Here is a 22,101-nt window from a genome sequence, read left to right on the forward strand (position 1 = left end):
CGTGGCGAAAGTAACCAAGTCATTCCAGTACGGTAATCACGAAGTCACGCTGGAGACGGGCGAAATCGCCCGGCAGGCATCCGGTGCAGTCATGGTCAGCATGGGCGGCACGGTGGTGCTGGTCACCGCGGTGGCCGCAGCCAAGCCGCGCGAGGGGCAGGACTTCTTCCCGCTCACCGTCGACTACGTGGAAAAGTTCTACTCCGCCGGCCGCATCCCCGGCGGCTTCTTCAAGCGCGAAGGCCGTCCGACCGAGAAGGAGACGCTGACCTCGCGCCTGATCGATCGTCCGGTGCGCCCGCTGTTTCCGGAAGACTTCAAGAACGAAGTCCAGGTGATCGCCCAGGTCGTCTCGCTCAATCCCGAGATCGACGGCGACATCCCGGCCATGCTCGGCGCCTCCGCCGCGCTGTCGCTGGCCGGCATCCCGTTCCAGGGTCCGATCGGCGCCGCCCGCGTGGGTTACGCCAACGGCAAGTACGTACTGAACCCGACGCACACCGAGCTGAAGACCTCCGACCTCGACCTCGTCGTCGCCGGTACCTCCGGCGCCGTGCTGATGGTGGAGTCCGAGGCCAAGCTGCTGTCCGAGGACGTGATGCTCGGCGCCGTGATGTTCGGCCACCAGCAGATGCAGGTCGCGATCAACGCCATCGCCGAGCTGGCCTCCGAAGCCGCCAAGCCCTCGTGGAACTGGCAGGCGCCGGCCCGCAACGAGTCGCTGATCGCTGCGCTGAAGGGCGCCGTGGGCGACAAGCTGGAGCAGGCCTTCCAGGTGCGCGACAAGCTGCAGCGTCGCGACGCCATCTCGGCGATCAAGGCCGACGTGATGGAGTCGCTCAAGCCGCAGGCCGAGCAGCACGGCTGGGCCTCCGCCGAGCTGGGCAAGGAATTCGCCGAGCTCGAATACCGCACCATGCGCGACAGCGTGCTCAAGACCAAGGTGCGCATCGACGGCCGTCAGCTCGACGACGTGCGTCCGATCTCGGTGCGCGTGGGCGTGCTGCCGCGCACCCACGGCTCGGCGCTGTTCACTCGCGGCGAGACGCAGGCGCTGGTGGTGGCCACGCTCGGCACCACCCGTGATGCGCAGATCATCGACGCGCCGGAAGGCGAGTCGAAGGATCCGTTCCTGTTCCACTACAACTTCCCGCCGTTCTCGGTGGGCGAGGCCGGTCGCTTCGGCGCGCCGAAGCGTCGCGAGATCGGCCACGGTCGCCTCGCCAAGCGCGGCGTGCAGGCAGTGAAGCCGAGCATCGAGGAGTTCCCGTACGTGGTACGCGTGGTCTCGGAAATCACCGAGTCCAACGGTTCCTCGTCGATGGCGTCGGTGTGCGGTTCCTCGCTGGCCATGATGGACGCAGGCGTGCCGCTGAAGGCACCGGTGGCCGGCATCGCCATGGGCCTGGTGAAGGAAGGCGGCGACTTCGTCGTGCTGTCGGACATCCTGGGCGACGAGGATCATCTCGGCGACATGGACTTCAAGGTGGCCGGTAGCGCCGATGGCATCTCCGCGCTGCAGATGGACATCAAGATCGACGGCATCACCGAAGAGATCATGAAGGTGGCGCTGGAGCAGGCCAAGCGTGGTCGCCTGCACATCCTGGGCGAGATGGCCAAGGTCATCAGCACCGCCCGCTCGGAGATGAGCGAGTATGCGCCGCGCCTGCTGACCATCAAGATCCATCCGGACAAGATCCGCGAAGTGATCGGCAAGGGCGGCGCGACCATCCGCTCGATCACCGAGGAGACCGGCACCACCATCGACATCAGCGACGACGGCACTGTCATCATCGCCTCGGTCAACCGCCTGGCGGCCGACGAGGCGAAGAAGCGCATCGAGCAGATCGTCTCCGACGTCGAGCCGGGCCGCATCTACGAAGGCAAGGTCGCCAAGCTGATGGACTTCGGCGCGTTCGTCACGATCATGCCGGGCAAGGATGGTCTGGTGCACGTGTCGCAGATCTCCTCCGAGCGCGTGGAGAAGGTGTCCGACAAGCTCAAGGAAGGCGATATCGTCAAGGTGAAGGTGCTCGAGGTGGACAAGCAGGGCCGCATCCGCCTGTCCATGAAGGCCGTGACCGAAGACGAAGCCGCCGGCGCCTGAGTCGACGACTCGCGTTGAATGTATCGAAGGCCCGGCGGCGACGCCGGGCCTTCTTCGTTTTAACGCCACATCCATTTGCTACGATGCTTGGGATACCCGCATCCGGAGGCAGGCATGGCCGATCAGGCGAGCGATTTCATCAGGCAGTCCCAGGCCGTGGCCCAACAGTCCTGGGAGCAGTGGATGCGCTATCTGCAGCAGGCCTCGCCCCAGCAGCCGGCATCGCCGTTTGCCGGCATGGGCGCGGGTTTCACCCCGGCCGCCCCGATGTTTGGTATGAGTGCTCCTGCCGCCGCGCCGATGAGCGATGTGCTCGAGCGCAGCCTCACCGGCATCAAGGGTTACCTCGACTGGATGCAGCGTGCCGCCAGCAGCCAGGCCGATCCGCTGGGCAGCGACTGGCAGGCGCAGATGCAGCAGATGTTCGGCAACGCCAGCCAACCCTTTGCGCAGGCATTCGGCGGCATCGACAGCACCGCCGCGCAGGGTTTCGTGCAGCAGTGGCAGGCGTGGCTGGCGGCGGCCGGGCAGGGCGGTTTTGGTGGCGCCGACTGGCACAAGCCGACGCACACGCCGGCCTTCGGCCTGCAGCGCGAGCAGCAGGAAAAGCAGCAGGCGCTGATGGCCGCGATGCTCGACAGCGCCGAACAGCAGCGGCGCTACCAGGCGCTGATCCTGCGAGCGAACGCGCAGGGGCTCGAGCGCCTGCAGAACAAGCTGGCCGAGCACTCCGAGCCCGGCCGGCAGATCGAATCGCTGAAAGCGCTGTACGACCTGTGGATCGACTCGGCCGAGGAAGCCTACGCGGAGATCGCGCTGAGCGACGAGTTCCGCGAGGTCTACGGCGCCATGGTCAATGCGCAGATGCTTGAGCGCCAGCTCATGCAGCAGCAGCTGGAGGAGCTGTGCCGCCAGCTCGGCTTGCCCACGCGCAGCGAGGTCGACAGCCTGGGCAGACGCCTGCAGGAAGTGCGGCGCGAGCAACGCGCGGCCGGCCGAGCGGGCGCGGACGAGGAATTCGCTGCGCTGCGTGCCGAACTGGCGGCGCTGAAGAAGCAGCTGGCCGGGGCCGGCATTTCCGCCCGACCGGCGGTACCCGATACGGCGCCACGTTCGGTCACTGCCGTCGCGAAATCGGCGGGGCCCAAGCTTGCGGCGAAGAAAACCACTGCAAAGAAAGTCGCTGCAAAAAAAGTCGCTGCAAAGAAAGCCGCTGCGAAGAAAGCGACGCCCGCTGCGGTCCCCGCCGCGCGCAAGCGGGCGCCAGCGAAAGCTTCCCGGCTGGTGGCGAAATCGTCCGGCAAGGCCGGATCGAGGGTCAAGATGAAGGCGGCCGCGGCCACCGCGTCGGCGAGCAAGGCCGGCACCTCCATTCGCCCCGGCATCCCGGCGCCGCGTCGCGCCAAGCGCAAGTAAGGAATGGCCATGTACACACCGCTGCGCATCGACCCGGCCCAGGCGCTGGCAGAGATCAACCGCTTCCAGCACAAGCTGGCGGCCGGCATGCAGAACCTGCCCAAGCTCGGCGAACCTCAGTACGCCAACACGCCGCGCGAACTGGTCTACAGCGAAGACAAGCTCAAGGTGTGGCACTTCACCGGCAGCCGCCCCACCGCGAAGACGCCGGTGCTGATCGTCTATGCCCTGGTCAACACGGTATGGATGACTGACCTGCAGCCCGACCGCTCGTTGGTCCGCAACCTTCTCGAACAGGGCGAGGACGTCTACCTGATCGACTGGGGCTACCCCGACGGCGCCGATCGCTGGCTCACGCTGGACGACTACCTCAACGGCTACCTCGACCGCTGCGTCGACGCAGTGCGCCATCGCCACGGGCTCGATGCGATCAACCTGCTTGGCATCTGCCAGGGAGGCGCGTTCTCGCTGTGCTACACGGCGATGCACCCGGACAAGGTGAAGAACCTGATCACCATGGTCACCCCGGTGGATTTCCACACGCCGGACAACATGCTCTCGCACTGGGTGCAGAACCTCGACGTCGACCGCTTCGTCGACGTGATGGGCAACATCCCCGCAGGGCTGATGAACTGGGTCTACCTCACGCTCAAGCCGCTGCGGCTGAACCAGCAGAAATACGTGGGCCTGGTCGACATCCTCGACAACCCGGCCGAGCTGGAGAACTTCCTGCGCATGGAGAAGTGGATCTTCGATTCGCCCGACCAGGCCGGCGAAGCGTTCCGCCAGTTCATCAAGGACTTCTACCAGGGCAACAAGCTGGTCAAGCACTCGCTGGAGATCGGCGGGCGTCCGGTCGACCTGGGGCTGATCCAGCAGCCGGTGCTGAACATCTACGCCGAACAGGACCATCTGGTGCCGCCCGACGCTTCGCGCGCGCTGCGCCAGCACATCGGCACGCGCGACTACACCGAGGTGGCGTTCAAGGGTGGGCACATCGGCATCTACGTCTCCGGCCGCGCCCAACGCGAGGTGCCGCCGGCGATCCACCAGTGGCTGCGCGCACGCGGCTGATTCCGGAGGACATCGAACCATGACCGAAGGCAAGCGGCTCCAGCGCTCCAGCACCAACCGCAGCATTGCCGGCGTGTGTGGCGGCATCGCCGACTACTACGGCTGGGATCCCACCCTGGTGCGCGTGGGGTGGATCGTGCTGACCCTGCTGGGCGGCTCCGGCATACTGCTCTATCTGGTGATGTGGCTGGTGATGCCCAAGGCCGACTGAGCCGGGCCAGCCCTTCCGCGCAACACCATGCCGCGCGCGCCGCCGCGGCCGACTTTTTCCGACGTACGAAGACTCCCGATGGATTACGACCGTTACGACCGCGTCCGTGCCGTGCAATGGCAGAGCGATCACCTGCGACTGCTCGACCAGCGCCTGCTTCCGCGCGAAGAGCGCTGGATGGATTGCCGAACCGCCGCCGAAGTGACCCAGGCCATTCGCGACCTCGTTGTGCGCGGTGCGCCGGCGATCGGCATTGCCGCCGCCTGGGGCGTGGTGCTCGCAGCGCAGCAGGGCGAGCCGCTCGACGCGGCGTTGGTCATGCTGCGCGCGGCGCGGCCGACGGCGGTGAATCTGATGTGGGCACTGGACCGCATGAAGAAGCGCATCGCCGCCGGCGCCGATGCCGCCATGCTGGCCGGCGAAGCCCAGGCGATCCAGGACGAGGATCTCGCCGCCAATCGGCACATGGGCGAGCTGGGTGCGGCGCTGATCGCGCCGGGCTCGGGCGTGCTGACCCACTGCAACACCGGCTCGCTGGCCACCGCCGGGTTCGGTACGGCGCTCGGCGTGATCCGCGCTGGCGTTGCCAGCGGACGCATCGGCCAAGTCTACGCCGGCGAGACGCGCCCGTGGCAGCAGGGCGCGCGGCTGACCATGTACGAGCTGGTGCGCGACGGTATCTCGGCCAGACTGATCGCCGACTCGGCCGCGGCCCATCTCATGAAATCCGGCGCCGTGCAGTGGGTGATCGTCGGCGCCGATCGCATTGCGGCCAACGGCGACACAGCCAACAAGATCGGCACCTACCAACTCGCCATCGCCGCGCGCCATCACGGTGTGAAGTTCATGGTGGTGGCGCCGTCCTCGACGGTGGACATGGCCACGCCCGACGGCGAGGCGATCGAGATCGAGCTGCGCGACGCCACCGAGCTCCTCTCCACCGGCGGGCAGCGCACCGTGGTCGAGGGTGCCGAGGCGTGGAACCCGGTGTTCGACGTCACCCCGGCCGAGCTGATCGACGCCATCGTCACCGAGCGCGGCGTGATCGAGCGGCCCAACGCGGCCGTGATGCAGGCGGTCTTCGGCGGGTGAGGTTGCCGCGCGACATCTCGCTGTTCGCGATCGGCGGCGTGCTCGGGCTGGTCATCGATGCGACGGTGGTGCAGGCGCTGGTGGGCCTGCAGCACTGGAACGCCTATATCGCCCGCGTGGTGTCGTTCCTGCTCGCCGCCACGTTCACCTGGTGGTGGAACCGGCGGCACACTTTCGCGGGCCGTTCCAGCGGACGTCGCGCGCATGCCGAATGGCTGCACTGGCTTGCGCTGATGAGCGCCGGTGCCGTGGTGAATTACGGTGTGTACGCGCTGTGCCTGCAGCTGTTTCCGGCCCTGCACCGGTGGCCGGCGGTGGCCGCGGCAGCGGGTTCGGCGGTCGCTGCGCTGGTCAATTTTTCAGCAGCACGCGTGGTGCTTTTCCGTCACCCCAAAACACCGCGCTAAGTAATTGATAAGAAAGCACTAAATACTGTCATGCAAAGTGCTTTCGTGGTACACTCCGCGGGTTGAATTTCGGGTCGCTCACGCACGCGCCTGAGGCGCTGGCAATGCGGCCTTTTTTCGTTCACTGGGAAGCCGATTGATGGCAGAACTCGCCAAAGAAGTCATCCGCGTCAACATCGAAGACGAGATGCGCCAGAGCTACCTCGACTACGCCATGAGCGTGATCGTGGGACGCGCCCTCCCGGACGTGCGCGACGGCCTCAAGCCGGTCCATCGCCGCGTGCTTTTTGCGATGAGCGAGCTGGGCAACGCCTGGAACAAGCCCTACAAGAAGTCGGCCCGCGTGGTCGGTGACGTCATCGGTAAATACCATCCGCACGGCGACGCGTCGGTCTACGACGCCATCGTGCGCATGGCGCAGCCGTTCTCGCTGCGCTACATGCTGGTCGACGGCCAGGGCAACTTCGGTTCGGTCGACGGCGACAACGCGGCGGCTATGCGTTACACCGAAGTGCGCATGTCGCGCCTCACCCACGAGTTGCTGGCGGACATCGACAAGGAAACCGTCGACTTCGGGCCCAACTACGACGAGAGCGAGCACGAGCCGCTGGTATTGCCCACCAAGGTTCCGGCACTGCTGATCAATGGCTCGGCCGGTATCGCCGTGGGCATGGCGACCAACATCCCGCCGCACAACCTCACCGAGGTGATCGGCGCGACCATCGCGCTGATCGATGACCCGTCGCTGGGCATCGACGAGCTGATGACCTACATCCCGGGCCCGGACTTCCCGACCCACGGCATCATCAACGGCTCAGCCGGCATCGTCGAGGCGTATCGCACCGGCCGCGGCCGCATCCTGGTGCGCGCACGCGCCGAGATCGAGACCGAGCCGAACGGCCGCGAGACGATCCTCATCCACGAGCTGCCGTACCAGGTGAACAAGGCGCGGTTGATCGAGAAGATCGCCGAGCTGGTGAAGGAAAAGAAGCTCGAAGGCATCAGCGAGCTGCGCGACGAGTCCGACAAGGACGGCATGCGCGTGGTCATCGAGATCCGTCGCGACGCGATGGCCGACGTGGTGCTCAACAACCTGTTCCAGCAGACCCAGCTGCAGGTGACCTTCGGCATCAACATGGTGGCGCTGCTCGATGGCCAGCCGAAGCTGCTGAACCTGAAGGACATCCTCGAGGCCTTCATCCGCCATCGCCGCGAGGTCGTCACTCGCCGCACCATCTTCGATCTGCGCAAGGCCCGCGCCCGCGCGCACATCCTCGAGGGCCTCACCGTCGCGCTGGCCAACATCGACGAGATGATCGAGCTGATCAAGACGTCTGCCTCGCCGGCCGAGGCTCGCGAGCGCATGCTGGCGCGCAAGTGGCAGCCGGGCATGGTGGGGGCGCTGCTCTCCGCCGCCGGCGCCGATGCGTCGCGTCCGGAGGACATGGATCCGCGCGACGGCCTCAAGGCCGAGGGCTACCAGCTCTCCGACGTGCAGGCACAGGAAATCCTCGCCATGCGCCTGCACCGCCTGACCGGGCTGGAGCAGGAGAAGCTGTCCGACGAGTACCGCCAGATCCTCGAGACCATCCGCGGCCTGATCGAGATCCTGGAAAACCCCGAGGTGCTGCTCAACGTGATCCGCGAGGAGCTGGAGGCGATCAAGACCGAGTTCGGCGACGCGCGCCGCACCGAGATCCAGGCCTCGCAGGAAGATCTCAACGTGCTCGACCTGATTGCTCCGGAAGACGTGGTGGTCACGCTGTCGCACACCGGCTACATCAAGCGTCAGCCGGCCAGCACGTATCGTGCGCAGCGTCGCGGCGGCAAGGGCCGTTCGGCATCCGCGCTGAAGGACGAGGATGTCGTCGAGCAGCTGTGGGTGGTCAACACGCACGACACGCTGCTGGCGTTCTCCAGCATCGGTCGCGTCTACTGGCTGAAGGTCTATCAGATGCCGGAGGCCGGCCCGAACGCGCGCGGCAAGCCGATCGTCAACCTGCTGCCGCTGGCCGAGGGCGAGAAGGTGCAGGCGGTGCTGCCGGTGCGCGAGTACGCGCAAGACCGCTTCGTGTTCTTCGCCACCCGCAACGGCACGGTGAAGAAGACCCCGCTGCCGGAGTTCGCCTTCCAGCTGCAGAAGGGCAAGCAGGCGATCAACCTGGCCGACGGCGATGCGCTGGTGAACGTGGCGCTCACCGACGGCAACAGCGACGTGCTGCTGTTCGCCTCCAACGGCAAGGTCAACCGCTTCGACGAAAACACCGTGCGCTCGATGGGCCGCACCGCCACCGGCGTGCGCGGCATGCGCCTGGCGGACGACGTCGAGGTGGTTTCGATGATCGTGGCGGCCGAGGGCGACATCCTCACCGCCACCGCCCGCGGCTACGGCAAGCGTACCGCGCTCGACGAGTTCCCGAAGAAGGGGCGCGGCACACAGGGCGTGATCGGCATCCAGTGTTCCGAGCGCAACGGGCCGCTGGTCGCCGCGGTGCAGGTCACCGAGGCGCACGAGCTGATGCTGATCTCCAACCAAGGCACCCTGGTACGCACCCGCGTCGCCGAGGTCTCGCAGCTCAGCCGCAATACCCAGGGCGTCACCCTGATCAAGCTGCCGGCCGACGAGGCCCTGGTCAGCGTGGTACGGCTGGAGGCCGAGGAAGACAACGGCGAGGAGGCCGAGGCGGCCGTACTTGACGGTCAGCCGCCGCAGGGCGATGCCGACACCGCGCAGGCGGGCGACGAGACCTGACCCGAGCCATTGATGGCACCACGAAAAACCCCGGCGCAGGCCGGGGTTTTTCGTTTCAACGCCGGAACGGCCTCAACGCAACGCGGTGCGCTTGAGCAGCCAGAGATTGCGTGCATAGAGAAACGGCAGGAAGGCGTAGCTGAGCATCACGGGCAGCTTGTCGATATGCAGCGCGTACAGCAGTTGCAGCACGCTGCCCCAGAAACTCAGATGCCAGAAGATCGGCGGCACCACCAGCTGCCTGGCCTTTTCCGAATGCAGCCACTGGATCAGGAAGCGCGAGCTGAAAAGCGCCGCGCCGGCCAGTCCCAGCCCGGTCCAGATCATTGAGTCGCGATAGAGCCACGGTACGAGGGGGCCGAGCAGCGGTTCGAGCAGACCATCGGCAAGGCGCATCCTGCGCTCCTTATGGCGAGAGGGAGAGGTGTTTCAGCCGCCGATCACGGCCAGCATGGCTTCGGCGCTGCTGACGCGGAATTCGCCTGGAGCTTCGATGGCCAGCGACTTCACCACGCCGTCCTCGGCGTAGAGCGCAAAGCGGCGGGCGCGCAGGCCCAGTCCGTAGGCGCTGCCGTCCAGTTCCAGCCCCAGCGCGCGGGTGAAGTCCGCGTTGCCGTCGGCGAGCATCTTCAGGCCGGGCGGCACGAACTGGGCCTGGGCCCACGCCTGCATCACGAAGGCGTCGTTCACCGACAGGCAGTAGACCTCGATCCCGCGCTCGCGGAACGCGTCGTACATCGCCACATAGCCGGGCAGGTGGCGCTCGGAGCAGGTGGGCGTGAAGGCACCGGGCACGGCGAACAGCACCACCTTGCGGCCGGCAAACAGTGCGCCAGTGGTGGTGTTCTGCTTTTCGCCGCTGTCGATCACGGCAAGCGGCAGGTCGGGCAGGGGCTGGCCGGTTTGGATGGTCATGGCGTTTCCATGCTGAATGGTGGGCTGAAAGTGGGGCAACCGCGGGATCCTAAACCGCGCCGGCCGCTGCTGTCGCCTTGAATCGCGGCCGGCCGCACCTACTTGACAGGCAAGCGGCGCGCACGCCGTAACCTTTTCGAGGAGTCAGCCATGAGCAACCGCAACCCGATGCAGTGGAATGCCACCCGCATGTTCCCGGAGGAGGTCCGCCAGGCCTTCGACCGCTTCTTCCAGGCCGAGGAAAGCGATGCCTCCAACGTGGTCACCAGCCAGTGGGCGCCACGGGTGGACATCCGCGAGGACGAGCAGCGGTTCGTGATCCTTGCCGATGTTCCGGGGGTGGATCCGGCACAGATCGAGGTGAGCATGGAGAAGGGCATACTGACCATCAAGGGCGAACGCCAGGCGCCCAACGGCGACAACGGCAAGTACACCCGGGTGGAGCGGGCCCACGGCGTCTTCCATCGCCGCTTCACGCTGCCGGACAGCGCCGACGCCGAAGGCATCACCGCCACCGGCAAGTTCGGCGTGCTGGAGATCGTGATTCCGAAGAAGCCGCTGGCCACGCCGCGTCGCATCACCATCAACGCGGCCGAGTAAGCTGGGATGATTGAGTCCGCGGCGGGCACATGCCCGCCGCGGAACCTGCATGATCCGTCGCCGGGGAGAGGTGAGTGGAGTTCAAAGATTATTACGACATCCTGGGCGTGAAGCCCGATGCCAGCGAGGCGGAGATCAAGGCCGCCTACCGCAAGCTGGCGCGGCAATACCATCCGGACAAGAACAAGGAAGCCGGCGCCGAGGACAAGTTCAAGGCCATCAACGAGGCCAACGAAGTGCTGCGCGACAAGGAAAAGCGCCGCGCCTACGATCAGGTGCGCGCCGGCGGCTACCGCGGCGGCGAGCAGTTCCGTCCGCCGCCGGGCTTCGGCCAGGGCTACGACTTTGGTGACGGCGGCGCCGGTGAGGGCGACTTCAGCGACTTCTTCGAAAGCCTGTTCGGTCGCGGTGCGGGCGGCCATCGCGGCCAGCCGCGCGCGCGGCGCGGTCGCGACGTGCAGGCGCAGGTGCAGATCGATCTGCAGACCGCGTTCGACGGTGGCCGCACCCGCGTGGCGCTGCACGACAGCCACGGCAACGAGCGCGTGCTGGAAGTGAAGATCCCGGCCGGCATCCAGCCGGGGCAGGTGATTCGGCTGTCCGGCCAGGGCCATGCCGGTGCGGCGGGTGGCCCGAGCGGCGACCTGCTGCTGGAAGTGGCGATCCGCGACGACGCCCGCTTCAAGCTGGACGGACTCAACGTGCTGCACGTGCTGCCGATCGCGCCATGGGAAGCGGCGCTGGGCGCCACGGTGCCGGTGCCGACGCTGGCTGGCACGGTGGACCTGCGCATTCCGGCCGGTTCGCAGTCGGGCAAGAAGCTGCGCCTGAAGGGGCGCGGCATGCCCGGCGCGCAGCCCGGCGACCAGCTGGTGGAACTGTCCATCCGCACGCCACCGGCCGACGACGACAAGCAGCGCAAGGCCTACGAGTCGCTGCACAAGCACTTTGCGGACTACAACCCGCGCGGTTGAGTCATTGCCGGGTCCGGATGCATCCAATGAAAACGGCGCCCTCGGGCGCCGTTTTCGTGTCCGTCGATCGACTTGCTTCGATCAGGTGGGCAGCAGTTCGGCCAGCGTGGCGACCAGCTCCTCTTCCTTGATCGGCTTGGTGACGTAGGCCTTGGCGCCCTGGCGCATGCCCCAGACCTTGTCGGTCTCCTGGTCCTTGGTGGTGACCAGCACCACGGGGATGTGCGCGGTGGTGGGGTCCTTGCTGATCGTGCGGGTGGCCTGGAAACCGTTGAGGTTGGGCATCACCACGTCCATAAGGATCAGATCCGGCAGCTCGCGCTTGGCCGCCTCGACGCCGGCCGCGCCATCCTCGGCGGTCAGCGCCTCGTGGCCGAGCTTCTCCACGACACGTTTGAGACCGAGCAGCTGCGACGGGGAATCGTCGACGATGAGGATACGGGCCATAAGGTGGGGATCCCTTGTGCGAAAGTGAATGAATTCTAAGCTGCGCCCGACCGGCTTCCAAGTCGACGCGATCAGGCGCCGGCGTGGCGCACCACGGTGCGACCGAACGACTGGCCGGCCAGCATGGCGGGAAACACGTCGGGCAGTTCGTCGAGCGTGACTTCGCGGGTGGCGATGCGATCGAGGTGCCGCGGCTTCCAGTCGCTCGCCAGATGCTGCCATACCCGGTCGCGCAGGTCGCGTGCGGTGCCGGCGCTGGCCACGCCCAGCAGGTTCACGCCGCGGATGATGAAGGGCATCACCGTGCTGTCGAAGGCGATGCCGCCGGCGTTGCCGCAGATGGCCACGTTGCCGTACGGCGCGATCAGCGGCAGCAGGCCGGCCAGCATCGTGCCGCCGACGTTGTCCAGCGCACCGCCGAAACGCGCCGAATCCATCGGCTTGCCGCTGAAGGCGAGCTGGTGGCGATCGATGCACTGCGCGGCGCCCAGCCCGGCGAGGAAGTCGAAATGATCCGCCTTGCCGCTGATCGCATGCACCTCATAGCCCGCGCGCGCATACATGTCGATGGCCAGCATGCCCACGCCACCGCTGGCGCCGGTGACGGCGATCGGTCCCAGCGACGGCGTCTGGCGGTTGTCCTGCATCTGCAGCAGGCCCAGCGCGGCGGTGAAGCCGGCGGTACCCAGGATCATGCTCTCGCGCAGGCTCAGGCCGGCGGGCAGGGGAATGGTCCAGCGCGCGTCGAGGCGCGCGTACTCGCCGTAGCCACCGTCGCGTGTCTCGGACAGGCCAGCGCCGGTGCACAGCACCGCATCGCCTTCCTTGAACGCCGGACTGGTGGAGGCCACCACATGACCGGCAACGTCGATGCCGCCATTGAGCGGGAACTGTCGCAGGATCTTGCCCTTGCCGGTGCCGGCCAGTGCGTCCTTGAAGTTCACCGAGGAGTACGCGGCCTTGACCAGCACTTCGCCCGGCGAGAGCGCGTCCGTGTCCATCGTTTCCGTGCCGGCGCGGTAGCCAGCCTCGTCCTGGTGAATGCGGAAGGCGCGGAACGTGGTCATGCGGGAATCTCCTGGCGTCAGGCCTTGATGCTGGCCGGTCCGATCACGCGGGCAGCATTGCCGCCGTCATAGCCGGCCATCCAGTCGAACAGGGCGGTCATGGAAGCGCCAAACCATACACTGTCGCGCTGACCGGCCTGTACAAAACCTTCGTCTACCATGTGGTCCATCAGGCCGCGCAGGCCGGCGTAGTAGCCGCGCACGTCGAGGAAGGCGCACGGGTAGCGGTGCAGCCCGAGCTGGGCCCAGGTCAGCATCTCGAACATCTCGTCCATGGTGCCGAAGCCGCCGGGCAGGGCCACGAAGGCGTCGGACAACTCGTACATGCGGGTCTTGCGTTGATGCATGGTTTCCACCACCACCAGTTCGGTGAGCCCGGGGTGCGCCACCTCAAGCTCCACCAGCTGGCGGGGAATCACACCGATCACCTTGCCGCCGCCGGCGAGCACCGCGTCGGCCACCGTTCCCATCAACCCCACCTTGCCGCCGCCGTACACCAGCGCGATGCCGCGACGCGCCAGCTCGCTGCCGAAGTCGCGCGCCAGCGCAAGGTAGGCCGGATCGTTGCCATTGGCGGAGCCGCAGTAGACGCAGAGGGAGGTGGGTTGGGGCATAAGGGCGATGAGTGAGTGGAGAGGAGTGAGAAGTGAGATGAGTGGGGCAAGCCGGGTCGGGTGGATTGCCGCGATCAGTGTGAGATGTTGAGGAGACCTTGGAGTGAGACAGCCGTGGCTCTTCGCTCACTTCTCACTCCTCTTTACTCACTCCTGAAAGCAAGCGGCCCGCCCATGTCGCCACGAGCGGGCCGAATGCGCTGGATCCCGGATCATCGCCCGTCCATGGGCTGTCCGGGATGAGGCCATCCTGGCCTCAATTGCCCTTGTGAATGGCGCGCTTGTCGACCGACAGGGCGGCTTCGTGCACAGCTTCGGACAACGTCGGGTGCGCGTGGACGATGCGGGCCAGGTCTTCCGACGAGCCCTTGAACTCCATCGCCACCACGCACTCGGCGATCAGCTCGGACACGCCGGGGCCGACCATGTGCACGCCGAGGATGCGATCGGTTTCGGCGTGGGCAAGCATCTTCACCTGGCCGATCGCCTCGTTCATCGCCACGGCGCGGCCGATGGCGGCGAACGGGAAGGTGCCGACCTTGTACGGGATGCCCGCTTCCTTCAGCTCCTTCTCGGTCTTGCCGGCCCAGGCGATTTCCGGCTCGGTGTAGATCACCCACGGAATGGTGTCGAAGTTGACGTGACCGGCCTTGCCGGCGATCCATTCGGCCACCGCCACACCTTCCTCGGAACCCTTGTGCGCCAGCATCGGGCCGCGCACGGCGTCACCGATCGCCCACACGCCGTCCACGCCGGTGTGGTTGTGCTCGTCGACCACGATGCGGCCGCGTTCGTCCAGCTTCACGCCGCAATCCTCGGCCAGCAGGCCTTCGGTGTAGGCGCGGCGACCCACGGCCACCAGTAGCTTGTCCACCACCAGCGTCTGCTCGCCGTCCTTGTCGGTGTAGACCAAGTGCACGCCGTCCTTCTTGACTTCGGCCTTGCCCAGCTTGGCGCCCATCTTGATGTTGAGGCCCAGCTTGGTGAATTCCTTGAAGGCGATCTTGGCGATATCCGGATCGGCCGCGCCGAGGAAGTCGGGCAAGGCTTCGAGCACGGTCACTTCCGCACCCAGCCGGCGCCACACGCTGCCCAGCTCCAGGCCGATCACGCCGGCGCCGATCACGCCCAGGCGCTTGGGCACTTCGCTGATGTCCAGCGCGCCGGTGTTGTCGATGATGTGCTTGCCGTCGAACTTGGCGAACGGCAGCTCGATCGGTACCGAGCCGGAGGCGAGGATCACGTTGGTGGCGCTGAGCGTCTGCACGGCGCCGTCGTTGCCGGTGATCTGGACCTGGTTGCCCTTGAGCAGCTTGCCCTTGCCGAAGAACGCCGTGACCTTGTTGGCCTTGAACAGCTGGCCAATGCCGCCGGTGAACTGCTTGACGATCTTGTCCTTGCGGCCGATGAAGGTGGCCATGTCCACCTTGGCGTTCTCCACGCTGATGCCGTGCGTGGGCAGGTTGTGCGCCAAGTTGTAGAACTGCTTGGACGAATCGAGCAAAGCCTTGGACGGGATGCAGCCGACGTTGAGGCAGGTGCCGCCGAGGGCTTGCTTGCCGTCCTTGCCCACGAAGGCGTCGACGCAGGCCACCTTCAGGCCCAGCTGCGCGGCGCGGATCGCCGCCACGTAGCCGGCGGGGCCGGCACCGATGACGATGACGTCGAATTGTTGATCGCTCATGATTGTTCCTTGAAAGCTTGGCGATGCGCTTCGAGCTGCATCGAGAAAGAGAGCGGTGAAGACAGGGCGAGTGTGGTTGTTACACCACGACTCGCCATCAGAGCTTCATGCCTGACTTTGCTTCTTGGTCAGAGACCAAGAAGCATGCGCTGCGGGTTCTCGAGCTGGTTCTTGATGTCGACCAGGAACAGCACCGCGTCCTTGCCGTCGATGATGCGGTGGTCGTAGGACAGCGCCAGGTACATCATCGGCGCGGCGATCACCTGGCCGTTCTCGACGATGGCACGCTCCTTGATGGTGTGCATGCCCAGGATCGCGCTTTGCGGCGGGTTGACGATCGGCGTGGACAGCAGCGAGCCGAAGGTGCCGCCGTTGGTGATGGTGAAGGTGCCGCCCTGCAGGTCGTCCAGGCCGAGCTTGCCGTCACGCGCCTTCTTGGCGTAGCCGGCGATGCCCTGCTCGACGTCGGCGAAGCTCATGTCCTGCACGTCGCGCAGCACCGGCGTGACCAGGCCCTTGTCGGTGGACACGGCGATCGAGATGTCCTGGTAGCCGTGGTAGATGATGTCGTTGCCGTCCACCGAGGCGTTGATCACCGGATGGCGCTTGAGCGCCTCGGCCGCGGCCTTGACGAAGAAGCTCATGAAGCCGAGCTTGATGCCGTTCGCCTTCTCGAACGACTCGCCCAGCGTCTTGCGCATCTTCACCACCTCGGCCAGGTTCACCTCGTTGAACGAGGTCAGCATGGCGATCGAGTTCTTCGACTGCATCAGGCGCTCGGCGATGCGGGCGCGGATACGGGTCATCGGCACGCGCTCTTCCGGACGGGCGCCCGGCGTCGGCTTGGCGGCGGGCGAGGCGGCCGGGGCGCTGCCACCCTTGCCGTAGTTGACCAGGTCTTCCTTGGTCACGCGGCCGTCGCGGCCGGTGCCGGCGACCTTGGACGGGTCGATGTGCTCTTCCGCGGCGACGCGGCGGCCGGCCGGGGACAGCTCCTCGGTGGCCTTGCCGGCGGCCTTGGGCGCCTCGGCCTTGGCAGGCGCAGGGGCAGCGGCGGCCTTGGCCTCGTCCTTCGCCGGGGCCGGCGCGGCGGCAGCGGCGCCTTCCTCGATGATCGCGATGACCTGCTCGCTGTTCACCGTGTCGCCTTCCTGGTGACGGATTTCCTTCAGCACGCCGTCGACCGTGGAGGGCACTTCGAGCACGACCTTGTCGGTCTCGAGATCGACCAGGTTCTCGTCGCGCTTGACCGCATCACCGACCTTCTTGTGCCAGGTGGCGATGGTGGCGTCGGAGACGGACTCGGGGAGGACGGGGACTTTGACTTCGATGGACATACAGGGTCCTTGCTTGGGTGGGCGCCCATCCGTGGGCGCGGGAGCAAAGCGGCCGTCCCGGCCGCGCTATTCGAAAATCTTACTCGGCCGAATGGTCGGTGCCGATCGGGGCGACCAGCGCCTGCTCGACCAGCGCCGCCTGTTCGGCGTTGTGCTCGTTGAGGTGACCGGCAGCCGGCGCCGCGGAGCGGGCGCGACCGGCGTACGACAGCGTGTGCCTGGCGCCGATGCAGGCCTGCAGATGGTGGCGGATCTGGAACCAGGCGCCCTGGTTCATCGGCTCTTCCTGGCACCAGATCACTTCCTTGGCGGAAGGGTACTTGTCCAGTTCGGCGGTGACTTCCGGGCGCGGGAACGGATAGAGCTGCTCGACACGCACGATCGCGACGTCGGTCAGTCCGCGCTTGTCCGCTTCCTCCAGCAGGTCGTAGTAGACCTTGCCCGCGCACAGCACCACGCGCTTGACTTTCTTCGCCGGCAGCTCGCGGTGCTCGCCGATCACCAGCTGGAAGCTGCCGTTGGCCAGCTCGTCCAGGCTCGACACGGCCAGCTTGTGGCGCAGCAGCGACTTGGGCGTCATCACGATCAGCGGCTTGCGCACCGGGCGCAGCATCTGCCGGCGGATCATGTGGAAATCCTGCGCCGGGGTGGTCGGCACACAGACCTGCATGTTGTTCATCGCGCACAGCTGCAGGAAGCGCTCAAGGCGGGCTGAGGAGTGCTCCGGGCCCTGGCCCTCATAGCCGTGCGGCAGGTACAGCGCCAGTCCGCACAGGCGGTTCCACTTCGACTCGCCGGAGCTGATGAACTGGTCGATCACCACCTGCGCGCCGTTGGCGAAATCGCCGAACTGGCCTTCCCAGATGTGCAGCGTGTCCGGATCGGTGGTCGAGTGGCCGTACTCGAACGCCATCACCGCCTCCTCGCTGAGCAGCGAGTCGATCACCTCGACGTTGGCGTCGTCGCGGATCGTGCCCAGCGGCAGATAGGTGTGGCCGTCCTTCTGGTCGTGCAGCACCGCGTGGCGGTGGAAGAAGGTGCCGCGGCCCGAATCCTGGCCGACCAGACGCAGGTTGCTGCCGCCGTCGACCAGGGTGGCGTAGGCCAGGTTCTCGGCAAAGCCCCAGTCGGCCAGCTGTTCGCCGGCGGCCATCTTGCGACGGTCGTCGTAGATCTTGCCCACGCGCGACTGCAGCGTGAGATCGCCCGGCAGCTCGAGGATGCGATTGGCCAGTTCCACCAGCTTCTGCTTCGGCACCGTGGTGTCCACGGCCATCGACAGGGCGTTGTTGTAAAAGCGGCTCCAGTCGATCTCCAGGTCGCGCACCGGGGTCGGGTTGAACTCGGCCAGCGGTGCGCCGGCTTCCAGCCGCTCGCGATAGGCGTCCAGTCGCTTCTGGCCGTCACCGTCGGCGACCACGCCGTCCTTCTGCAGCCGTTGGGCGTACAGGTCGCGGGTGGTCGGGCGCTTGCGGATGATCTGGTACATCAGCGGCTGCGTGGCCGCCGGCTCGTCGGCTTCGTTGTGGCCGTGTCGGCGATAGCAGACCAGGTCGATCACCACGTCCTTGCGGAAGGTCTTGCGGAACTCGTAGGCCAGGCGGGTGACCTCGATCACCGCTTCCGGGTCGTCGCCATTCACGTGGAACACCGGCGCGTTGACCATCTTGGCCAGATCGGTGCAGTACATCGTGGAGCGGGCGTCCTGCGGGTTGGAGGTGGTGAAGCCCACCTGGTTGTTCACCACCACGTGCAGGGTGCCGCCGATCTTGAAGCCGCGGGCCTGCGACATGTTGAACAGTTCCATGTTCACGCCCTGGCCGGCCAGCGCCGCGTCGCCGTGGATCAGCACGGCCATCGACTGCTGGTGCTCGGTGTCGCGGCGGCGCAGCTGGCGCGCATGCACGGAGCCGGCGACCACCGGGTTGACGATCTCCAGGTGCGATGGGTTGAACGCCAGTGCCACGTGCACGCCGCCCTTGGGCGTCTTCAGGTCGGACGAGAAGCCCATGTGGTACTTCACGTCGCCGGAATAGGACGGGTCGTCGATGTGCTCGAACTTGCCCTCGAACTCGTCGAACAGGGTCTTCGGCGGTTTGCCCAGGATGTTGACCAGCACGTTGAGGCGGCCGCGGTGGGCCATGCCGATCACCAGCTCCTTGATGCCGTTGTCGCCGGCCATGCGCACCACGTCGTCGACCAGCGGGATCAGGCTGTCGCCGCCTTCCAGCGAGAAGCGCTTCTGGCCCACATACTTGGTGTGCAGGTAGCGCTCCAGACCCTCGGTGGCGGTGAGCACGTCGAGCAGATGGCGCTTCTCGTCGCCGCCCAGTCCCGCATTGCCGTTGGCCTGCTCCAGCCGGCTGTAGATCCAGTTCCGCTGGGCGTGGTCGGAGATGTACATGAACTCGGCACCGACGGTGCCGGTGTAGATCTTCTTCAGTCGCGCCAGCAGCTCGCGCAGCTTCATGCGCTGGCCGCCGCCGGCGTAGGTGCCGCAGTCGAATTCGGTGTCCAGGTCGGACTCGGCCAGGCCGTGGAAGGGCAGGCCCAGGTCCGGCGCGTCCATCTTCTGCGCGAGGCCGAGCGGGTCGAGGTCGGCGGCAAGGTGGCCGCGCGAGCGATAGGCGGTGAGCAGGCGCAGCACGCCGGCCTGCTTGCGCGCGTGCGCATCGTCGACCGGGCCGGCGGCGGCAACGACGCCGCGGCGCTGCTTCTGCGCTGCTTCAATACGCGCAATGGCCGCGGTGTGGGAGACATCTCCCGACGCGCGGCCATTGAAGTTCTGGAAATAGCTGTTCCATTCGGCGGGGACGGAGCCGGGGTCGCTCAGCCAGGCGTCGTACAGCGCTTCGACATAGTCGGCGTTTCCGCCTGCGAGTTGGGAGGATTCGAAGAACTCGCGAATCAGGTTTGTACTCACGTCACCACCGGTCGGGGAAGGGAGGCCGCCCGCGCTGCCCTTGGCGCAGCAGAAGGCTGGCAAAAATCTTGTTAATTATAGCCCCGGGCTGCTGCGACGCGACAACCCGTACCGGGCATCGAATGTGCCCGCGTTTGGCCAAATCAAGGGGCGCAGCGCCGGATCAAGCGAAGGCGGATGCGGTTTGCGGACGATCGGTGCGACGACGCGGTACGCCGTCGCCCGTTCAGCTGCCGGCTACAGACCCAGCGTCTGCAGTTCGGTGGCCGGCACCGAGCGCTCCCAGATCTCGTCGAACTGCTGGGCCAGCGGTGCCTGGCCGGCGCGGTCGTGACGGGCGGCGCGCCCCTGCGGGCGGTCGTACTCGGGCAGGAACAGGTAGCCACCGGCATCATTCAACAGCCAGCCGGCGCGCTGGGCCAGGTCGATCTCGTCCACCGGGCGGCGCACCTGGATCACGCTGGACAGTCGCTGCACCAGGGCGAGCAGCCGATGGCCGTCGCGCAGCGCGGCGCCCGGATCGTGCAGCAGCAGGCGGATGCGCGCGCCGCGGCCGGAAGTGGCGATGCGGCGGATCTGCTCCAGCTCCGCCGGGTTGGCGAAGTGCTCGCTGTCGAGCGCTGGAAGGTGGATCGCCAGCACGTGGCGCGCGTCGACCAGCAACTGCAGACGCGCGGCCTCCACCCCCGGACGATCCTCGGCGGGCAGCACACCCACGTCGCGCGGCGCGGGCGCAGCCGGTTCCTCCAGCGACAGCGCCTTGCGCATCGCCTGATGCAGCAGGCCGGCGTGCTCGAACAGCTCGCCGACGGCCGCGAAGCCCTCGCGCGTGTAGAAGTCGACCGCATCCACCTGTGCATCCAACTGCACGTGCGGCCAGCCGAAGCTGCGCGCGCGGTCGACCAGCTGGCGCAGCAGGGCGGTGCCGACACCCTGGCATCGCGCGGCCGGCAGCACCGCGACGCGGCTGATGTGGTGGTCGGCGGTGAGCCGGGCGACGCCGATCGCACGGTCGGCGTCGTCGCGGGCGATCAGGTGCAGCGCACCGGGATCGAGCTCGTCCGCCTCGCACGTCCCCGGCAGGCCGAACTCTTCCACGAACACCGCGCGGCGCAGCGGCCGGATGGTCTCGCGGTCGCTGGCGCGCGCCCAGTCAGCGCTGACGATGTGGAAGGGTTCGAGCTTCATCGGCGTCGCGGCTTGCGTGGAACCAGGTGGCCGTCGTCGAGCAGGGCGATGAGCAGGCTGCGCTCGGTGGCATCCAGTGCGCCCTCCAGCACGAACTCGCGCTCGGCGCACAGCAGTTGTGCCAGCCCCGCACTGGCCGGATACGCGTGGCCGTTGGCGAACAGCGTGCAGCCGGCGCGGGTGCGCGCCCAGGCCATGCGCGACCACGGGTGGCGCAGGAACACACTGCCCGACGCCAGCAACTTGTCCAGCGCGGCCGGCGTGGTCGGCCGGTCCGCCGGCGCGGGATTCTGCGCCAGCCGGTAGCGGGTGATGAACTGGCCGAACCAGTCGAGCAGGGTCGCGTCGTTGTAGGCGGTGGCAAACGGCAGGGCGCTGCGCAGGCGTTCGAGCGCACTGCGGTCGATCTCGCCGGCGTTGCGGGCGGCAGCGAGATCCGGGTCGGTGTAGCGCGCTTCCTCCGGCAGGCGTTCGGCGAGGTAGTCGGCGAGGTCGCCGATCAGCTCGGCCTGCGACGGCGCGCGCATGCCGATGGAGAACGTCATGCACGCTGCGCCGAAGGCCACGCCGTCGTGCGGCACGCCGGGCGGCAGATAGAGCATGTCGCCCGGTTCGAGCAGCCACTCGTGGGTGGGCTCGAAATGCGCGAGCTGCTTGAGCTCCACGTCCAGGCGGAAATCCTTCGGCGCGTCCGGGTCGGTGCTGATCGCCCAGTGACGCTGGCCGAGGCCCTGCAGCAGGAACACGTCGTACTGGTCGACGTGCGCGCCCACGCCGCCGCCTGGCTCGGCGTAGGAAACCATGATGTCGTCCACGCGCCAGCTCGGCAGGAACGAAAACGGCTCCAGCAGCGCGGCGACGTCGGCGTCCCACTTGTCCACGTCCTGCACCAGCAAGGTCCAGTTGGCGTCGCCGGTGGTGGCGAAGTCGGCCTCGGCCAGCGGGCCGGTCTTCACCTGCCAGCGGTCGCGCTTTTCGTCGTGGCGGATCAGCCGCGACAGCGCGCCTTCCTCGCAGGCCAGGCCGGCGAGATCCTCCGGCGCGATCGGCGGCACGAAATCGGGGAAGGCGTTGCGCACCAGCAGCGGATGCTTCTGCCAGTAATCGCGCAGGAACTGGGCGGTGGACATGCCGAGCGGCTGGCGCGCGGAGCCGCGCACCTCGATCGGCAGCGGCTTGCGGGAGGGGGAGGAGATGGCCATGCGCGCATTGTAGCCACGGCGCCCGGGCATGACGCGCGTGCATAAGCACATCGCCAATCATCCTTTGGGCGATGCGCCCGCGCGGGGGCAA

19 protein-coding genes are annotated in these 22,101 nt (G+C 67.1%); 9 read left to right on the top strand and 10 right to left on the bottom strand.

Translation table 11 applies throughout. The annotated features are described in order from the left end of the window. Position 1 precedes the first annotated feature (1 nt). From pnp to gyrA, 7 genes are all read left to right on the top strand, one after another. Entirely contained in the window at positions 2-2,107 is a 2,106-nt protein-coding gene (pnp, locus tag ISP17_RS11555; protein WP_404633267.1) for a polyribonucleotide nucleotidyltransferase, read from the top strand. Positions 2,108-2,221: 114 nt separating this feature from the next. Further along, a complete protein-coding gene (locus tag ISP17_RS11560; protein ID WP_404633269.1) occupies positions 2,222-3,523 on the top strand; it encodes a poly(R)-hydroxyalkanoic acid synthase subunit PhaE in 1,302 nt (433 codons plus the stop codon). 9 nt (positions 3,524-3,532) lie between these two features. Next, complete coding sequence (locus ISP17_RS11565; protein ID WP_404633271.1) at positions 3,533-4,597, top strand: class III poly(R)-hydroxyalkanoic acid synthase subunit PhaC; 1,065 nt, start codon at positions 3,533-3,535, stop codon at positions 4,595-4,597. A 19-nt stretch (positions 4,598-4,616) separates the two neighbouring features. Then, the gene (locus ISP17_RS11570; RefSeq protein ID WP_404633273.1) at positions 4,617-4,808 is read left to right on the top strand and encodes a PspC domain-containing protein; all 192 of its coding nucleotides are present in this window, start codon (positions 4,617-4,619) and stop codon (positions 4,806-4,808) included. Positions 4,809-4,886: 78 nt separating this feature from the next. After that, the gene (mtnA, locus tag ISP17_RS11575; RefSeq protein ID WP_404633275.1) at positions 4,887-5,900 is read left to right on the top strand and encodes an S-methyl-5-thioribose-1-phosphate isomerase; all 1,014 of its coding nucleotides are present in this window, start codon (positions 4,887-4,889) and stop codon (positions 5,898-5,900) included. Further along, positions 5,897-6,307, top strand: a complete 411-nt coding sequence (locus tag ISP17_RS11580; protein ID WP_404633277.1) for a GtrA family protein — start codon at positions 5,897-5,899, stop codon at positions 6,305-6,307. The genes mtnA and ISP17_RS11580 overlap by 4 nt, the downstream gene beginning before the upstream one ends. Positions 6,308-6,446: 139 nt before the next feature. Further along, positions 6,447-9,059 (top strand): DNA gyrase subunit A, encoded by a 2,613-nt coding sequence (gene gyrA / locus ISP17_RS11585; protein WP_404633279.1) that lies wholly within the window; start codon positions 6,447-6,449, stop codon positions 9,057-9,059. A 72-nt stretch (positions 9,060-9,131) separates the two neighbouring features. Here the strand turns inward: gyrA and ISP17_RS11590 are convergent, their stop codons facing one another. Both ISP17_RS11590 and ISP17_RS11595 read right to left on the bottom strand, forming a co-directional pair. Continuing rightward, on the bottom strand, positions 9,132-9,455 hold the full coding sequence (locus ISP17_RS11590) for a lipid-A-disaccharide synthase N-terminal domain-containing protein (protein WP_404633281.1): 324 nt from the start codon (positions 9,453-9,455) through the stop codon (positions 9,132-9,134). Positions 9,456-9,488: 33 nt separating this feature from the next. After that, positions 9,489-9,974: a peroxiredoxin gene (locus ISP17_RS11595; RefSeq protein WP_404633283.1), complete on the bottom strand. Its 486-nt coding sequence runs from the start codon at positions 9,972-9,974 to the stop codon at positions 9,489-9,491. 150 nt (positions 9,975-10,124) lie between these two features. On the opposite strand from ISP17_RS11595, the gene ISP17_RS11600 reads away from it, so the two are divergent. Beyond that, positions 10,125-10,574, top strand: a complete 450-nt coding sequence (locus tag ISP17_RS11600; RefSeq protein ID WP_404633285.1) for an Hsp20/alpha crystallin family protein — start codon at positions 10,125-10,127, stop codon at positions 10,572-10,574. 74 nt (positions 10,575-10,648) lie between these two features. Next, positions 10,649-11,548 carry a DnaJ C-terminal domain-containing protein gene (locus ISP17_RS11605; RefSeq protein WP_404633287.1) on the top strand — a complete coding sequence of 300 codons (900 nt, stop codon included), beginning with the start codon at positions 10,649-10,651 and terminating at the stop codon, positions 11,546-11,548. A gap of 81 nt (positions 11,549-11,629) precedes the next feature. On the opposite strand, the gene ISP17_RS11610 is transcribed toward ISP17_RS11605, so the two are convergent. From ISP17_RS11610 to ISP17_RS11645, 8 genes are all read right to left on the bottom strand, one after another. Next, the gene (locus ISP17_RS11610) at positions 11,630-11,995 is read right to left on the bottom strand and encodes a response regulator (RefSeq protein WP_404633289.1); all 366 of its coding nucleotides are present in this window, start codon (positions 11,993-11,995) and stop codon (positions 11,630-11,632) included. A gap of 71 nt (positions 11,996-12,066) precedes the next feature. Beyond that, entirely contained in the window at positions 12,067-13,062 is a 996-nt protein-coding gene (locus tag ISP17_RS11615) for a YhdH/YhfP family quinone oxidoreductase (protein WP_404633291.1), read from the bottom strand. A gap of 17 nt (positions 13,063-13,079) precedes the next feature. Then, entirely contained in the window at positions 13,080-13,676 is a 597-nt protein-coding gene (locus ISP17_RS11620; RefSeq protein WP_404633293.1) for an LOG family protein, read from the bottom strand. Between the two features lie 256 nt (positions 13,677-13,932). After that, positions 13,933-15,360, bottom strand: coding sequence for a dihydrolipoyl dehydrogenase (lpdA, locus tag ISP17_RS11625; protein ID WP_404633295.1), 1,428 nt, complete (start codon positions 15,358-15,360; stop codon positions 13,933-13,935). Positions 15,361-15,488: 128 nt separating this feature from the next. Further along, positions 15,489-16,697, bottom strand: a complete 1,209-nt coding sequence (gene odhB / locus ISP17_RS11630; protein ID WP_404633297.1) for a 2-oxoglutarate dehydrogenase complex dihydrolipoyllysine-residue succinyltransferase — start codon at positions 16,695-16,697, stop codon at positions 15,489-15,491. Positions 16,698-16,776: 79 nt separating this feature from the next. Then, entirely contained in the window at positions 16,777-19,620 is a 2,844-nt protein-coding gene (locus tag ISP17_RS11635) for a 2-oxoglutarate dehydrogenase E1 component (protein ID WP_404633299.1), read from the bottom strand. A gap of 237 nt (positions 19,621-19,857) precedes the next feature. Then, a complete protein-coding gene (locus ISP17_RS11640) occupies positions 19,858-20,808 on the bottom strand; it encodes a GNAT family N-acetyltransferase (RefSeq protein WP_404633301.1) in 951 nt (316 codons plus the stop codon). Then, positions 20,805-22,010 (bottom strand): JmjC domain-containing protein, encoded by a 1,206-nt coding sequence (locus tag ISP17_RS11645; protein ID WP_404633303.1) that lies wholly within the window; start codon positions 22,008-22,010, stop codon positions 20,805-20,807. Before ISP17_RS11645 ends, ISP17_RS11640 begins: the two co-directional genes overlap by 4 nt. Positions 22,011-22,101 lie beyond the last annotated feature (91 nt).

This window comes from Dyella ginsengisoli (genome assembly GCF_044904665.1).
In the GTDB taxonomy this organism is placed as follows: Bacteria; Pseudomonadota; Gammaproteobacteria; order Xanthomonadales; family Rhodanobacteraceae; genus Dyella_A; species Dyella_A ginsengisoli.

What these genes read in the sequence shown, in the direction of transcription:
- ISP17_RS11560 (WP_404633269.1), top strand. Translation starts at nt 2,222, where the DNA reads ATGGCCGATCAGGCGAGCGATTTCATCAGGCAGTCCCAGGCCGTGGCC.
- ISP17_RS11565 (WP_404633271.1), top strand. Translation starts at nt 3,533, where the DNA reads ATGTACACACCGCTGCGCATCGACCCGGCCCAGGCGCTGGCAGAGATC.
- ISP17_RS11570 (WP_404633273.1), top strand. Translation starts at nt 4,617, where the DNA reads ATGACCGAAGGCAAGCGGCTCCAGCGCTCCAGCACCAACCGCAGCATT.
- mtnA (WP_404633275.1), top strand. Translation starts at nt 4,887, where the DNA reads ATGGATTACGACCGTTACGACCGCGTCCGTGCCGTGCAATGGCAGAGC.
- gyrA (WP_404633279.1), top strand. Translation starts at nt 6,447, where the DNA reads ATGGCAGAACTCGCCAAAGAAGTCATCCGCGTCAACATCGAAGACGAG.
- ISP17_RS11590 (WP_404633281.1), bottom strand. Translation starts at nt 9,455, where the DNA reads ATGCGCCTTGCCGATGGTCTGCTCGAACCGCTGCTCGGCCCCCTCGTA.
- ISP17_RS11595 (WP_404633283.1), bottom strand. Translation starts at nt 9,974, where the DNA reads ATGACCATCCAAACCGGCCAGCCCCTGCCCGACCTGCCGCTTGCCGTG.
- ISP17_RS11600 (WP_404633285.1), top strand. Translation starts at nt 10,125, where the DNA reads ATGAGCAACCGCAACCCGATGCAGTGGAATGCCACCCGCATGTTCCCG.
- ISP17_RS11610 (WP_404633289.1), bottom strand. Translation starts at nt 11,995, where the DNA reads ATGGCCCGTATCCTCATCGTCGACGATTCCCCGTCGCAGCTGCTCGGT.
- ISP17_RS11615 (WP_404633291.1), bottom strand. Translation starts at nt 13,062, where the DNA reads ATGACCACGTTCCGCGCCTTCCGCATTCACCAGGACGAGGCTGGCTAC.
- ISP17_RS11620 (WP_404633293.1), bottom strand. Translation starts at nt 13,676, where the DNA reads ATGCCCCAACCCACCTCCCTCTGCGTCTACTGCGGCTCCGCCAATGGC.
- lpdA (WP_404633295.1), bottom strand. Translation starts at nt 15,360, where the DNA reads ATGAGCGATCAACAATTCGACGTCATCGTCATCGGTGCCGGCCCCGCC.
- odhB (WP_404633297.1), bottom strand. Translation starts at nt 16,697, where the DNA reads ATGTCCATCGAAGTCAAAGTCCCCGTCCTCCCCGAGTCCGTCTCCGAC.
- ISP17_RS11640 (WP_404633301.1), bottom strand. Translation starts at nt 20,808, where the DNA reads ATGAAGCTCGAACCCTTCCACATCGTCAGCGCTGACTGGGCGCGCGCC.
- ISP17_RS11645 (WP_404633303.1), bottom strand. Translation starts at nt 22,010, where the DNA reads ATGGCCATCTCCTCCCCCTCCCGCAAGCCGCTGCCGATCGAGGTGCGC.